14 protein-coding genes are annotated in these 14407 nt (G+C 61.8%); 9 read left to right on the forward strand and 5 right to left on the reverse strand.

What is annotated here, in order from left to right; genetic code table 11:
* Positions 1-11 precede the first annotated feature (11 nt).
* The 6 genes from HGEM_RS07825 to HGEM_RS07850 all read left to right on the forward strand — a co-directional run bounded on the left by HGEM_RS07825 (position 12) and on the right by HGEM_RS07850 (position 5848).
* On the forward strand, positions 12-440 hold the full coding sequence (locus HGEM_RS07825; protein ID WP_019128874.1) for a PTS sugar transporter subunit IIA domain-containing protein: 429 nt from the start codon (positions 12-14) through the stop codon (positions 438-440).
* 95 nt (positions 441-535) lie between these two features.
* A complete protein-coding gene (locus tag HGEM_RS07830) occupies positions 536-1255 on the forward strand; it encodes a GntR family transcriptional regulator (protein ID WP_420834431.1) in 720 nt (239 codons plus the stop codon).
* 66 nt (positions 1256-1321) lie between these two features.
* Complete coding sequence (locus HGEM_RS07835) at positions 1322-2488, forward strand: AgaS family sugar isomerase (RefSeq protein ID WP_019128876.1); 1167 nt, start codon at positions 1322-1324, stop codon at positions 2486-2488.
* Between the two features lie 121 nt (positions 2489-2609).
* Positions 2610-3776, forward strand: a complete 1167-nt coding sequence (gene nagA, locus HGEM_RS07840) for an N-acetylglucosamine-6-phosphate deacetylase (protein ID WP_019128877.1) — start codon at positions 2610-2612, stop codon at positions 3774-3776.
* Between the two features lie 171 nt (positions 3777-3947).
* Positions 3948-4661, forward strand: a complete 714-nt coding sequence (locus tag HGEM_RS07845; protein WP_019128878.1) for an SIS domain-containing protein — start codon at positions 3948-3950, stop codon at positions 4659-4661.
* 422 nt (positions 4662-5083) lie between these two features.
* On the forward strand, positions 5084-5848 hold the full coding sequence (locus HGEM_RS07850; protein WP_019128879.1) for a DeoR/GlpR family DNA-binding transcription regulator: 765 nt from the start codon (positions 5084-5086) through the stop codon (positions 5846-5848).
* A gap of 129 nt (positions 5849-5977) precedes the next feature.
* Here the strand turns inward: HGEM_RS07850 and lacG are convergent, their stop codons facing one another.
* Positions 5978-7414, reverse strand: a complete 1437-nt coding sequence (gene lacG, locus HGEM_RS07855; RefSeq protein ID WP_019128880.1) for a 6-phospho-beta-galactosidase — start codon at positions 7412-7414, stop codon at positions 5978-5980.
* Between the two features lie 76 nt (positions 7415-7490).
* Positions 7491-8804, reverse strand: coding sequence for a lactose/cellobiose PTS transporter subunit IIB (locus HGEM_RS07860; RefSeq protein ID WP_019128881.1), 1314 nt, complete (start codon positions 8802-8804; stop codon positions 7491-7493).
* A gap of 231 nt (positions 8805-9035) precedes the next feature.
* On the opposite strand from HGEM_RS07860, the gene lacA reads away from it, so the two are divergent.
* The 3 genes from lacA (at position 9036) to HGEM_RS07875 (ending at position 11228) form a co-directional block, all read left to right on the forward strand.
* Positions 9036-9464, forward strand: a complete 429-nt coding sequence (gene lacA, locus HGEM_RS07865) for a galactose-6-phosphate isomerase subunit LacA (protein ID WP_019128882.1) — start codon at positions 9036-9038, stop codon at positions 9462-9464.
* 49 nt (positions 9465-9513) lie between these two features.
* On the forward strand, positions 9514-10032 hold the full coding sequence (lacB, locus tag HGEM_RS07870) for a galactose-6-phosphate isomerase subunit LacB (protein ID WP_019128883.1): 519 nt from the start codon (positions 9514-9516) through the stop codon (positions 10030-10032).
* A 260-nt stretch (positions 10033-10292) separates the two neighbouring features.
* A complete protein-coding gene (locus HGEM_RS07875; protein WP_019128884.1) occupies positions 10293-11228 on the forward strand; it encodes a hexose kinase in 936 nt (311 codons plus the stop codon).
* 302 nt (positions 11229-11530) lie between these two features.
* Here HGEM_RS07875 and HGEM_RS07880 read toward each other — a convergent pair whose 3' ends face one another.
* From HGEM_RS07880 to HGEM_RS07890, 3 genes are all read right to left on the reverse strand, one after another.
* On the reverse strand, positions 11531-12337 hold the full coding sequence (locus HGEM_RS07880; RefSeq protein ID WP_019128885.1) for a DeoR/GlpR family DNA-binding transcription regulator: 807 nt from the start codon (positions 12335-12337) through the stop codon (positions 11531-11533).
* 22 nt (positions 12338-12359) lie between these two features.
* Complete coding sequence (locus tag HGEM_RS07885) at positions 12360-13298, reverse strand: DeoR/GlpR family DNA-binding transcription regulator (RefSeq protein WP_019128886.1); 939 nt, start codon at positions 13296-13298, stop codon at positions 12360-12362.
* 126 nt (positions 13299-13424) lie between these two features.
* Positions 13425-14345 carry a 1-phosphofructokinase family hexose kinase gene (locus HGEM_RS07890; protein WP_019128887.1) on the reverse strand — a complete coding sequence of 307 codons (921 nt, stop codon included), beginning with the start codon at positions 14343-14345 and terminating at the stop codon, positions 13425-13427.
* Positions 14346-14407 lie beyond the last annotated feature (62 nt).

Below are 14407 nucleotides of genomic sequence, written 5' to 3' on the forward strand. Positions count from 1 at the left end.
AGGAGTATTTGATGATCGGCTTCATTCTTACCGGCCACGGTGACTTCTCCCTCGGCGTGAAGAGCGCTGTCGACATGGTTGCCGGCGATCAGCCCGCGTTCAAGGCCGTGCCCTTCGAGGGCTCCCAGGCCGCGACCTACGGCGAGGACCTTCGTGCCGCCATCACCGAGATGCGCGAAGAGTGCGAGGGCGTCCTCGTGTTCTGCGACCTGCTCGGTGGCACCCCGTTCAACCAGTCGATGCTCATCTCCCAGGATGTCGACAACGTCGAGGTCGTCGCTGGCACCAACCTCCCCATGCTCATCGAGCTTGTCATGACCCGCAGCTTTGCGAACGCCACGCTCGAGGAGATGGCAGAGCAGGCGGTAACCGTTGGCCAGGCTGGCGTTTGCCACAAGAAGCTCGAGCCGGCGGGCGACGACGAAGACGACGAGATGTAGGATGAACCGCTCGCCCTTCGGGCGGTAGCGCCATGTAGGGCCGAGAGGATGCCGAGACGTTTACGCGGAAAGGAGGGGCTTTCGTGGCTGTGAACATGAGACGCCAGCCGCTGTATGATCAGCTGGTCGATATTCTCTCCGAGAAGATCGAATACGAGTACCGGCCGGGAGACCTCATGCCTTCCGAGCGCGAGCTCTCGGAGCGCTACGGTCTGTCGCGTACGACCGTGCGCTTGGCCCTGCAGGAACTTGAGCTGTTGGGGCTCGTGGTGCGCCAGCACGGGCGCGGCACCTTTGTTGCCGATCGCTCTGCGCAAACCACGAACCTCATGCAGTCCTATAGCTTCACCGATCAGATGCGTGAGATGGGGCGTGAGCCGCACACCACAATCTTGGAGTTCAGCGAGATTGAGGCAGATGCGAACCTCGCCGACCATCTGGGCGTTCGAGAGGGCGACAAGCTCTTCAAGCTCAAGCGCCTGCGCTCTGCGGACGATATTCCCATGATGGTGGAGCGCAGCTATCTGCCCATGCGCAAGTTCCTTTCGCTCAAGCGCCCGCTGTTGGAGAGCAAGCCGCTGTACGAGGTTATCGAGCACGACTTTCACGAGAAGATCCGCGTTGCCGAGGAAGAGTTCTTCGCGAGCATCGCGCGCACGGCCGATGCCCATCTGCTCGGCATCAACGAAGGGGCTCCCGTGCTCGACCTCGTGCGCACCACATTCAACATGAGCAACGAGATCGTGGAGTACACGCTTTCGGTTGCCCGTGCCGACCAGTTCAAGTACAAGGTCTACCACCACCGGGGAGAGTAGGCTGCGGGATTAGGGCGGCGCGGGCATATGGACCCGGATGATGACCATAGATAAGGGGAAACGCAGATGTTTACTAAAACCGTCGAGGAGCTGAAGGAGCTCGGTGCCGATATCACGACCGCCGAGATCATGCAGCAGCCCGATCTTTGGGAGGACACCTTCCAGATCTATGCCGATAACAAAGAGGCCATCGAGGCCTTCCTCGCATCGGCCAAGGCCATGGCCGAGGGTCGTGTCTCGGTGATCTTCACTGGTGCCGGCACGTCCGACTATGTGGGCGATACGGTCGCGCCCTATCTGCGTCACGCAGGCGATACCGACGCGTACGATTTCAAGCCGATCGCTACGACCGATATCGTCTCGGCGCCGCGCGACTTCCTTCGTCCCGAAGACCCGACGATTCTGGTGTCGTTCGCTCGCTCCGGCAACAGCCCCGAGAGCCTTGCCGCCGTCCAGGTTGCCAAGAGCTACGTCAAGAACATCAAGTTCCTGAACATCACCTGCGCACCCGAAGGCAAGCTCGCCGTGGAGAGCGCGGGCGACCCGGACTCGCTCACCTTGCTCATCCCGCGTGCGAACGATAAGGGCTTCGCGATGACCGGCAGCTACAGCTGCATGGAGCTGCTCTCCGCCCTCATCTTCGACACTTCCTCCGGCGAGCAGAAGCTCGCTTGGGTGCGCGAGGCGGCGGAGATGGGCCGCGAGGTCGTGGCTCGCGAGGACGAGATCGCCGCGTACCTGGCCGGCGACTTCAACCGTGTGACCTATCTGGGTTCCGGCTCCTACGTGGGCCTTGCCCAGGAAGCGCAGCTCAAGATTCTCGAGCTCGCCCATGGTCTCGTTGCGACCTCGTGGGATAGCTCCATGGGTTATCGCCATGGGCCCAAGAGCTTCGTGGACGACAAGACCCTCGTGTTCGTGTTCGTGAACAACGACGCCTACACCCGCCAGTACGATCTCGATATCTTGAACGAGATTGCAGGCGACGAGATCGCGCAGAAGACCGTCGCGATTCAGCAGGCTGGTGAGACCGGTTTCGCGGGTGAGTCCTTCACCTTCGAGGGCCATGGCGAGCTGCCGGAGGCCTACCTGGCACTGCCGTTCGTGATGGTTGCCCAGACGGTATCGCTCATCAACTCCGTGCGCGTGGGCAACACCCCCGACACGCCGAGCCCCACCGGTACGGTGAACCGCGTGGTGAAGGGCGTGACCATCCACCCTTTTAGCGCCTAGCTAATGAGACAGTTGTGCCGGGTGAAACTGTCTCATAGATGAGACAGCGGTGCCGGGGCGGGCGTGCCGCGTGCGGAAGCGTCTGCCCCTCCGGACAGGCCTGTTGTTGAGAGGAGTTCTCTTGAGTACGTTTGCCATCTCGGCAGCCAAGTTCGTACTGCCGGGCGCCACCATGCAGGGTGGCTACCTCACCATCGAGGATGGGAAGTTCGCGGGTTGGACGGCCGAGAAGCCGGCGTGCGAGGTCGTCGAATATCCCGGCGCCATCGTGGGCCCCGGCCTTGTCGATACGCATATCCACGGCTTCCATAACCACGCGACCACCGATTGCGATCCCGCCGCTATCGACGACGCGAGCGTAGCGCTCGCCAAGTCGGGCACGACGACGTGGCTGCCCACGACCTTCACCGAGTCCGTTGAGGACATCGGCCGCGCTTGCGCCGCCATCGCGCAGGCCGACGAGGCCCGCAGCGAGGACTACGCGGGCGCGCACATCGGCGGCATCTTCCTCGAGGGTCCGTTCTTCACCACGGCGCACGTGGGCGCGCAGAACCCCAAGTTCCTCATCGATCCCACGGTCGAGGTCTTCGATGGCTGGCAGGAGCAGGCCGGCGGCCGCATCGTGAAGAGCGCGCTTGCGGCTGAGAAGGATGGCGCGCTCGAGTACATCGCGGCGCTCGATGCGCGCGGCGTGGTGACGGCCATCGGGCATTCGGACGCCACCTATGACGAGGCGCTCGCCGCGGTGAACGCCGGTGCCAGCTGCTTCGTTCACACCTACAACGGCCAGCGCGGCCTGCATCATCGCGACCCGGGTGTGACCGGTTGCGCCATGACGACGCCCGAGACCTACGCGGAGATCATCTGCGACGGCAAGCACGTGGTGCCCGCCGCCATCAAGGCGCTTGTCGATGCGAAGGGCTGGCAGCATACGGTGCTCATCACCGACTGCCTTATCTGCGGCGGCATGCCCGAGGGCGAGTACGTCTCGGGCGGCATGCCTGTCGTCATGAAGGGCGGCCTCTGCTACGTCAAGGCCGAAGACGGCTCGACGGGCACCATCGCGGGCTCGGTTCTCACGCTTGCCAAGGGCGTGAAGAACATGGTCGACTGGCAGATCGTTACAGCCGAGCAGGCCATCCGCATGGCGACGGAGGTTGCGGCGAGGAGCGCGAAGATCGACCACGTGTGCGGCTCCATCAAGCCGGGTCGCGCGGCGGACCTTACCATCTTCAACGCCGACATGACGCTTGCGGCCACCTACGTGAGCGGCACGCTCGCCGAATAGCGTAAGCTGCCCCGCGCGGGGTGAATACACTTGAATCGCGGCCTCGCTCTGCGTCATTTTGCGTCATTTTGGGACGTGTCTCAAATGACCCAAATGAGACGTTTTGAACACGTCCCAAAATGACCGATGGGCGGGGCCGCTGTTTAGTGCCAATGTGAAGGGAGCAGGGGAATGCTCAAGACAGCTGAGCGTTTCAAGGCAGAGATTCTGCGTCGTTTGGACGAGGTGACGGAGGGGCAGGACGAGGCCATCCACGAGGCGGCCGTCATCATGGCCGACACCATCGAGCGCGGTGGCATCATTCGCGCATTCGGCTCCGGCCATAGCCACGCGAACGCACTCGAGATCTGCGGGCGAGCGGGCGGCTACATTCAAACGAAGATCGTGCGCGAGCCGGCGCTCGGCATCTACGAGATGCTCAACGGCGTGGGCGACCAGTTCTGGCTCAAGCTCGATGTTCGCCCCGAGGATTGCCTGGTGCTCATTTCGAATTCGGGTAGGAACCCGTTGCCGGTGGAGCTTGCGCTTCATGCGCGCGAGGCCGGCATCAAGGTGATTGTCGTGACCGCGCGCGAGGTGTCTGCTGCGGGTACGTCGCGTAGCAAGACGGGAAAGCTCCTCTATGAGCTGGGCGATGTGGTGCTCGACAACAAGAGCAGCTTCGGTGACGCGGCGCTCGAGGTGGAGGGCATCCCGACCAAGGTGGGCGGCACCTCGCTCTATACGGGCTGCCTGCTGCTTGACTGCGCGGTCATGGAGTCGCTCGACATCCTGCTCGAGCGCGGCGTGCGGCCACCGCTCTACATGAGCGCCAACGTTGACGGTGGCCCGGAGTTCAACCAGAAGCTTCTCGACCAGTTCAAGGACCGCCTGGCGGAGTACTAGGCAGAGCCCCCGAGTAGCATTCTCATTCGGATGTTGCCGGTGCAAGGGAAACGCTGATTTTCTGCTTCCCGCCACCCGAGGGCGTTCGGTTTTACAGTTTTTGGGCACTTATGAGAGGTGCTCCCGAGTACAGCCCTATCGTCTGTGGAAGAGGGGCAGGTAAACCGGCTAGAAGCCTCGATCAGACACCGCATATACTTGGGGCCCGTCCAGGAAAGTGCCCGAAAGTTGAAATCTCGGCATCGGAGTCGGTGTGCTGATTACCATCTTCCTAGGAGAAGCTGCAGCGCGGATGCGCGCGCCTACATGATGACGCCCGGGTTGGAGTTGCATCCAGCCCGGGCGTCTTGTTACTCGTATTGTTTGTTCGTCTGTGAGAAAATCGAACACACTCTATCAGATAGGCGAGAGGGCAAGAAGCCATGATCAAAGCGGAACGTCAGGAGCGCATCGTCGGAGTGGTTGAGAAGCTCGGAAGTATCTCGGTTCACGGCATTGCCGAACAGCTCGGTGTGTCAGAGATGACGGTTCGGCGTGACCTTGAAGAGCTTTCCCGCAAAGACCAGCTTATTCGCGTTCACGGAGGAGCGAGAAGCCTGTCAGCAGATGAGCGAAGCATGCTGCGCCGCGAATTCACCCATTCCGAGAAGCGCTCCATCAACGCGGACGAAAAGCGCGCCATCGCTCACATCGCCGCGAGCGTGATCGAGGAGCGGGAGACTGTGTATCTGGGTACGGGTACCACGGTCGAGCAGATGGTGCCGCTGCTTCCGCGCATTCCGCTACGCATCATCACCAATTCGCTTTCGGTGTTCAACCTGCTCGAAGGTCGTTCCGAATTTGAGTTGTGCTTGGTAGGGGGTATGTATCGGCGCCGGACGTCGGCGTTTGTCGGGCCGGTTGCCGAGGATATGGTTTCTTCTTTGGGGACCGACATCGCCTTCATCGGGGCCAACGGCATTCAGGGTAATGCGGTCACTACCTCTAACATGGAAGAGGGCAAGCTTCAGCAGTTAGCACTTGATATGGCTGATAGGCGGATTCTCGTTGCCGATTCCAGCAAGGTGGGGAAGCGGGACTTCTTCTCGTTTTACCGTTTAAGCGATTTCGATGCCGTGGTCATGGAACCCGACGCTTCGCAAGAGGCGCGCAACGCCGTAGAGGAGCATACGCGCGTGCTCGGGTAGCGCCCTGAACACAGGCGCCCCGCCGGAACGCGTGCGGTTCCAAGCGGGGCGCCTGCGTGCAACGTTGCCCACAGGTTGCGCGAGTGCCGTTGTCGGCATGGATTTCGGCAACGCGAGCAGGTGGGTGTTCTAATCGATGCGCCTGGTCTCTGCTACCGTTTTGAACCAATAGGCGCTTGCCTTCGGGATGCGCCGCTGCGTCTCATAGTCAACATAGAAGAATCCGTAGCGCTTGTTATAGCCATTGGTCCAGCTGAACTGGTCCTGCAGGCTCCACATGAAGTAACCGCCTACGTTTACGCCGAGCTCCATGGCCTTGAGGAGCCAACGAAGGTGTTGACGCACGTAGTCGATGCGCGGCGCGTCGTCTACGAATCCGTCGATGAGCGCGTCTTTATAGCCCATGCCATTTTCGGTGATGATAATCTGCTTGTAGTTGGGGTATTGCAGCTTGATGCGCACGAGCAGGTCGAAGAGTCCCTTGGGATAGATGATCCAGTCCCAGTCGGTGGTGGGAATGCCCGGTTTGTTGACGCGCTTGCCCACGCCGGCCAAGCGGAAGCGATCAATGCCCTTTTCGCCCGTGCCATTGTGGTGCAGGTCGTTCTCGCCGTCATACGCCTTGAGGAAGCGGCACTGATAGTTGTTCACGCCCAGGTAGTCGTTCACCTTGGCCGCGGCGCGCATGATGTCGAGGTCCTCTTCGCGAATGTCCAGCTCACCGCCGGAAACCGCTGCCAGGCGCTGGGCGATCTCCAGCGTATCCGGCGCGTAGTCACCGCGGAAGGTGGCATCGAGCAGGAGCTGGTTCTGCAGCACGTCCTCGTTCTTGGCGGCGGCGATGTCGGCGGGATCGTTCTCGTCGAGCGGGTACTTGTACTCAAGCGATTGGATGGCGCCGATCTTGCCCGGGTAGCCACCCTCCTTGAAGGCGAGCACGGCGCGTGCGTGCGCGAGCATCATGTTGTGCTCGCATTGGAAGCACTTGTGCAGCTGGGCTTTTTCGCCACCGGGGAACGTACCTTCGATGTAATGATTGGTGGCGTCGGCCCAGATCTCGTTGAACGTGGTCCAATACGTCACCTCGCCGGCGTATTCCTCAAAGCAAAAGCGCGCGTATTCAGCAAACGCGTCGATGGTGTCGCGATTGAGGAATTCCCCAGCTTCAAAAAGCGGGAGCGGAGTGTCAAAGTGATGAGGCGTCACAAAGGGCTCTACGCCACGGGAGTGGCAAGCGGAGAACAGGTCGTGGTAGAACTGCACGCCCTCGGGGTTCACCTGTCCGGTGCCCTCGGGGAAGATGCGCGTCCAAGCAATCGAGACGCGAATGCCGTTGATGCCGAATCGCTCGCAGAGCTCGAGGTCCTGTTCATAGCGGTTGTAGAAGTCGCTTGCCGGGTCGGGGGAGAATCGGCCCTGGTCGGCGAGATAATCGTCCCATGCGACCTTGCCCTTTCCATGGGTTCTGGTCTCGCCCTCAACCTGGTAGGCAGCAGTCGATCCGCCGAAGATGAACCCTTCTGGGAACTGAGGGCCTGGCGAGCCGATAGGATCGGAATAGGTCATGGTCGTTCCTTTCTAGGCGCGGGCGGCATGAAGCTACGAGCTCTGATGCCGCCCGCGATCACGTGTGTGCGCCCGGCTACTGCGCGAGCTGGTCGAGGACGAAGTTCAGGGCAGCCTCGCCATCGCGGGAGAGGTCAATGTATTGCTTGCCGCGGCAGCTGCAGCATTTGATGCCCATGCGATCGGCATCTTTCTTCAGGTCGTCGTAGTAGGAGGCAGCCTGCGGTGCCAACACGACGAGGTCGAAATCGGGCATCATGTCGATGTGGTTGCCGTACGCTTCTGCACCCGTGGTGAGGTCGATGCCGTGCTCTTTGGCAGCCTTGGCGAGGGCGTTGGCGAGAAGCCCGGAGGTTCCACCGCCCTGGCAGAGCACGAGGACGCCTTTGCCGTTGAGCGAGGAGAGGTCGCCTGTCTGAACCGGAGTGCTGCTTGTTGAACCCGCGGAGGAGCTTGCGGCAGCTGCGCCGGCGACCGTGCTCGCTGCAGCGCCTGCGGCGACGCTCTCGGCCGATACCTCGCCCTGGAAGGCAGCGGTCATAGCGGCGCCCTTCTGCGCGGCGCGCTCGGCGAGCTCCTCTTCCAGCACCTCAGATTCCTCTTCGCACTTCTGGCGGTCGTAGACCTTGAAGAACAGGTAGTACGCCGCGAAATCGAGCGCGAGGACCGCGATGAGGAAGACGAAGGCGAGCGGCTGGAGGCCCAGGCCCATGATGATGCCGATGGGCGCGGGCGTGGTCCAGGGGAGCGTGTACATGAAGCCGTTCATGTCCAGCACGTCGACGAAGATCTTGAGAAGCCAGATGTTGAGTACCGGTGCCGCGATGAACGGTACGAAGAACACGGGGTTGAGCACCATGGGCGCGCCGAACAGGAAGGGCTCGTTGACCGCGAAACATACCGGGACGATGGAGGCGCGGCCCACGGCGCGCATTTCCTTAGACTTGGCAAGGAAGCAGAACATGAGGCACAGCACGAGCGTGGCGCCGGTGCCGCCCATGCAGACCACGAAGTACTGCGCGGACTGCGTGAGGATGTAGGTTGCCTGCTCGCCTGCCTGGTAGGCAGCGTAGTTTGCCGTGAGGTTGGATACCAGGGCGGCCGAGATGGCGGGCTCTACGATGGAGGGGCCGTGCACGCCCACGAACCAGTAGAGGCTCATAGCACCGTAGATGATGGCAAGGCCCACATAGCCGTCGGCGGCGGTGAACAGCGGCTGGAACACCTGGATGACGCCCTGAGCGAAGCAAATGCCGAACGCAGCACGGAACACCTGGTCAAAGGCCCAGAAAATCGCAATGGAGGCGGAGAAGGGGATGAGGTCCTTGAACGTCTGCGAGATGTTGGGCGGCACCTGCTCCGGCAGGCGGATTGTGATGTTGTGCAGCAAACATATGTCTTGCCGTGAACGGTATAAAATGAGCGGTAAGTGGTAATATCAAACAAATCAAACAAATTCAATCAAATAATTGTTGAATAAATTGTGCGTTTATGTTCAAATGAGCGCGGGATGATTGCCGTTTAGGATTCATCGCACAACAACGAAGAGCGTGGTGCATCTATGTGATGGCATTCACCCGAGAGCATACGTTGCGCGGCAAGCGCGCACAAAGGAGGACACATGAGGGTTGTGATTGCATCCGACGCCGAGGGCATGTCCCTCAAGGAAATCATCAAAGACGTGCTTATCGCCGATGGTCACGAGGTGGTCGACTATTCAACGGAACCTGCGGCAGACTTCATCGATTCCGCGCTTGCGGTCGCGCACGACCTGCTCGAGCACGAGGATTCGCTCGGCTTCGCCTTCGACGGCTACGGCGTGGGCAGCTACATGGCCGCTACCCGGGTGAAGGGCATGGTGGCCGCCAACATCTCCGACGAGCGCTCCGCCTACATGACGCGCGAGCACAACAACTGCCGCATGGTGTGCATGGGCCCCAAGGTCGTCGGCCCCGAGGTCGCCACGAAGATCGCGCGCGAGTTCCTCGCCGCCGATTACGCCGCCGGACGCCATCAGATTCGCGTTGACATGCTCAACAAGATGGCTTAGCCAGCGTGAAATTAGGACAGAGGATTTTTTACATGAGAGGGGACTCAGTATGATTATCGCACTCGGCTGCGACCATATCGTTACCGACGAAAAGACCTACCTGCACGACCGTCTCGAAGAGGCGGGCTACGAGGTGCTGGACCTCGGCACCTATAGTCACACGCGCACCCACTATCCCATCTACGGCAAGGCGGTGGGCGAGGCCGTGGCATCCGGCCGCGCCGACCTGGGCGTGGTGCTCTGCGGTACGGGCATCGGCATCACCAACTCCGTTAACAAGGTTCCGGGCGCCCGCTGCGCCCTCGTCCGCGACATGACGAGCGCGCTCTACGCCCGCCGTTGCCTCAACGCCAACGTGGTCGGTTTCGGCGGCAAGATTACCGGCGAGTTCCTCATGGCCGATGTCATGCTCGCGTTCCTCGAGGCAGAGTACGAGGCCACGCCGGAGCACGATGCGCTCGTGGCGAAGCTCGACGCTATCAACCAGGCCGATCCCGAAGCGCAAGCCGACCCGCACTTCTTCGATGAGTTCCTTGAGAAATGGGACCGCGGCGAATATCACGACTAGCGAGATGAGACAGTTGTACCGGGTTAAACTGTCTCATGCACGCCGGGGGAGACAGTTGTGCCAGGCTAAACTGTCACGTTTTGCGGCTATCGATAGCGAGCCCTGATCGGTCGTCTTGCACCGCCCCATCTCCCAAGGTTGCCTCGCGGTAGCATCGACGAAGTCCCGTTCGCATTTCAGCGAGCGGGACTGCTCATGTCGCGAGGCCCTGCGGCGGGGGTTACAATATGGATACTTACATCCTGCTTCAAGGAGGAGCCATGATTCTCACGGTAACGATGAACCCGTCCATCGATACGGCGTACCACATCGACCACCTGGTGATCGACGACGTGAACCGCGTCGTGCCCGAGAAGACTGCGGGCGGCAAGGGCCTCAACGTGAGCCGCGTACTCGTGCAGCTGGGCGACGAGGTGCTGGCCACCGGCCTGCTCGGGGGCCATATGGGCGAGTTTCTTGCCGACCGCATGACGGACGACCATATCCCGAACGACTTCACGCCCATCGCGGGCGAGAGCCGCATCTGCATCGCGGTGCTCCACGACGGGAACCAGACCGAGTTCCTGGAGAGCGGCCCCACCGTCTCCTCGGAGGAGCTCGACGCCTTCATGGCGCATTTCTCTGAGCTGGTCGAGAAGGCCGACTGCGTAACGATTTCCGGTAGCCTGCCTAAGGGCGTGCCGGCTGATTGCTATGCCAAGATGGTCGCAGTCGTGGCCAAGGCGGGTAAGCCGGTGCTCCTCGACACCTCGGGCGCCTCGCTCGATGCGGCGCTTGAGGCCGAGGTCAAGCCGACGCTTGTGAAGCCTAACCTCACCGAGATCAACGGCCTTTTGGGCACGAGCTTCACGCCCGACGACCTGCCCGCCCTGCAGGCTGCCCTTGCGGCCGATGAGCGCTTCTCGGGCATCCCTTGGGTCGTGGTGACCATGGGCGGCGCAGGCGCCGTTGCCTTCCATGGCGAGAAGGGCTATCGCGTTGTCATGCCGAATATCCCGGCGGTCAATGCCACCGGTTCCGGCGATTCCACCATCGCCGGCTTCGCTCACGCGCTCGCGCGCGGTGCTGGTGACGATGAGGTCCTTCGTTGCGGCAACACCTGCGGTAAGCTCAACGCCATGGATCCCAAGACCGGTCACCTGGTCATCGAGCGTTGGGATGAGGTCTACAACGCGGTGCAGATCACCGAGCTGTAGCGAACGCGGCGACGCGGCACCCGCGCATTCACGGGCGCTTTGCCGCAGCGCCATCGCGTTTGCGGGCGCCCCACAGCGGTGCCACTGCGTTCACGGGCTATTTACGGGCGCCTTCCAATGGCACCATCGATTTTCGGGCAGGAAATCGCAGAAAAGAGGGGCTATAAAAAACTCTATTCTGCGATATTCTGCCCGTTAACGTTTGGCTACGAATAGCGTGCTGGCGAGATGCCGTACTCGTTGCCCGCTCAGCACGCAGCCGCGTTGCGCGGCCGCCTTCCCGTCGCAATCTGCTAGCCGGCCTAGTGGTCGGCTGGGGCCACGATAAGCTCGCACCCCGCTTCCTCGGCGTCGGCCGCAACGAGGTCGTGGGGATCGGCGTCTACCACGATAGCTTCGACGCCCTCAAGCGTTCCGAACCACAAAAGTCCCGGCGCGTCGATCTTCGAGGCGTCCATGAGCACGTAGGTCTCGTTCGCGCAGTGTAAGAACGCCTGCTTGAGCTCGGCCATCTCCTGGTTGTTGGTCATAAGACCGCGTCCGGGCACGTATGAGGTGGGCGTTACGAACGCTTTGTCCGGCCTGAGCATCTCGAGCATGCGTAGGGTGAGCGGCCCCGTGATGTAACGATGCCCCTTGCGCAGGCTCCCTCCCAAGATGATGACATCGAGCGCCGGGGCGGACCGGTCGATATAGTCGGCGATGCTGAAATCGTCGGTCACGATGGTGATGCCCGTATGGTCGGCGAGCGCCCTCACGAATTCGAGCGCTGTGGTTCCCGAGTCCACGAGCACCGAGTCTCCATCTTGCACGAACGCGGCCGCGGTTCGCGCGATGGCGCGTTTTGCTTCGGCATTCACGTTAACGCGCTTGTCTTGGACCGATACGGTGAGCGTCTTAGACAGCGAGATGGCTCCTCCGTGCGTGCGCCTGAGCTTGCCATCGCGGGCGAGCGCATCAAGATCCGCTCGGGCGGTGACGCGCGAGACGCCGAAGCGCTCGGCAAGCTGGGAGACCTGCACCGAGGCGGTGCGGTCAAGCAGGGAGAGTATCTCGGCCCGACGCTCCTCGGGGGTACGAATGACAGGCTTTTCCGCGGTGTCCAGCATGGCGGCTCCCAACTATGTGATGCTACGCGAGCGTCTCGAGGACCTGCACTGGCCGTGCCCCATCGTTGCAAGCAGAGGCAACGAGGCCTTCAGGGTCATAATCCATGATGACGCAGTCGACGTCGTGTGGCTTGGCGAAGCGCAGGAACAACTGGCTCGCGCCGACCTTCGTCGCGTCCATGAGGATGATCTTGCTGCGTGCGTGGCGCATGAACTCGACCTTGGCGCGTGCGGTCTCCTCGTATTCGGCAAGGAAGCCAAAGCTCGGCTCGAAGCCATCCGCACCAAGAAAGACCTGGTCTACATAGACGTCGGCGAGGCTTGCCGCGAGAAATGAGCCGGTGTAGTGGCGCCAGGTGCGCGCAAGCTGCCCACCTGTCGAGATGATCGTTACCTGGGGCATGTGCTGCTCGGCAAACTCGATGATGTGGCAGGAGTTCGTAACGATCGTAAGGTTCTGCTTCTCGGTCAGAGCCTTCACGAATTCCAGAGTCGTTGACCCCGAGCCCACAAGGATCATCTCGCCGTCGCGCACGCGCTCAGCAGCGGCTTGGGCTATGGCCTGTTTGGCGCGCACGTTCTTGTGGATGCGCTTCGAAACGACGGGAACGATGTATTCGCTCGCGGGCACCGCGCCTCCGTGGGTGCGCTTCAGGCGACCTTCGTCTTCAAGGTAGGCAAGGTCGTTGCGAATGGTCACTGCTGAAACCCCGCACCGCGCGCGAACGTCGGACACGCTCACCGATCCGTGGTCGCGGAGCATGCTGAGGATGAGCCCGCGCCGTTCGCTGGCAAGCATGTGACGGTCGGGGGCATCTGCCTGCGCGGCGGCCTGTTCGGATGTCGTCATCGCGGCGCTGGGAGCGGGAGCCTGCGCCGGTGCTGCGGTGGTTGCTGCGGCGTTCGCGGAGGCTCGCTCGGATGCCGGCGCCGATGGGGTCGATGTCGTTTGGTCTGCCATGACGTGCCTTTCCAAATGTCGCTGCATAAAAATGCGGCGCAACGAGATGATACCATCCCCTTGCGCCGCATCTCGTCCGTGCGCCTCGGGGCGCGCGGTTGCGAATGCGCCTTTAGGTTTGCGCCTCTACGCGACCTGCTTGACGTGCACGGTCTTGGCAAGCTCGTCAACGCGGGCGAAGTCTCCCAGACCCGCGCACATGGTAACGTTGGCGCCGGTTGCCATGGCGCGCGTGAGCGCCGGCTCCACGGCTCCGCGGTCGGCGAGCCACAGCGACAGGAAGCTTGCGAGGGTGGCGTCTCCCGCGCAAGCCGTAGAGAGGATCGAGTCCTTCTTGGCGGCGCTTGCATGCCACACGTGCTCTCCGTTCGAGAAATACGCGCCGTCACCGCCAAGGGTGAGCAGCACGTTCTGCGCCCCGTGCTCGTGCAGGCGTCCGAGTGCGGCCACGGCATCGGCGCGAGACTCGATGGCCTCGCCGAAGATATCGGCAAGCTCGTCGTCGTTCGGCTTGATAAGCAGCGGCTTCTTCTCGATGAGCTCGCGCAGATGCGCATGCGAGATGTCGAGCACGAACTCGGCGCCCTTCTCTCGCACAATGTCGATGACCTCGTCATAGAAGCTCGGGTCCATCTCGGGCGAGAGACTGCCCGACACGATGAGGCAGCTCATATCGTCGAGCCCGCGCAGCAGCTCGAGCAGCTCCTCCTGCTTGGTGCGCGGTACCGGGGCTCCGGCGTTCGGCATAACGAACTCGCCCTCCGGTGTGGAGAGGAACACGTTGATGCGCGTGATGCCATCGATCTCGATGGGTTTGACCGGGCAGATGCGTCCCGCCTCGCGAACGATGAACTCGCCGGAGAAGCCACCGAAGAAGCCCAGGATCGTCGAGTCGACGCCGTAGTGCTTCAACGTGAACGAGACGTTGAGGCCTTTGCCGTTGGGCGTGTAGACCGCGTCGCGCGTCCGATTGATGTGGTCGTGCGAGAGCGTGTCCGACGTGATGTTCATGTCGATGGCGGGGTTGGTGGTGAGCGTGTAAATCATGGAAGGCCTTTCTTGAGGGGAAGGGGAGCGAAGCACGCGGCTTCACTCCCCGATGATACCCC

The sequence above is a fragment of the Enorma massiliensis phI genome (assembly GCF_000311845.1).
Taxonomy (GTDB): domain Bacteria; phylum Actinomycetota; class Coriobacteriia; order Coriobacteriales; family Coriobacteriaceae; genus Enorma; species Enorma massiliensis.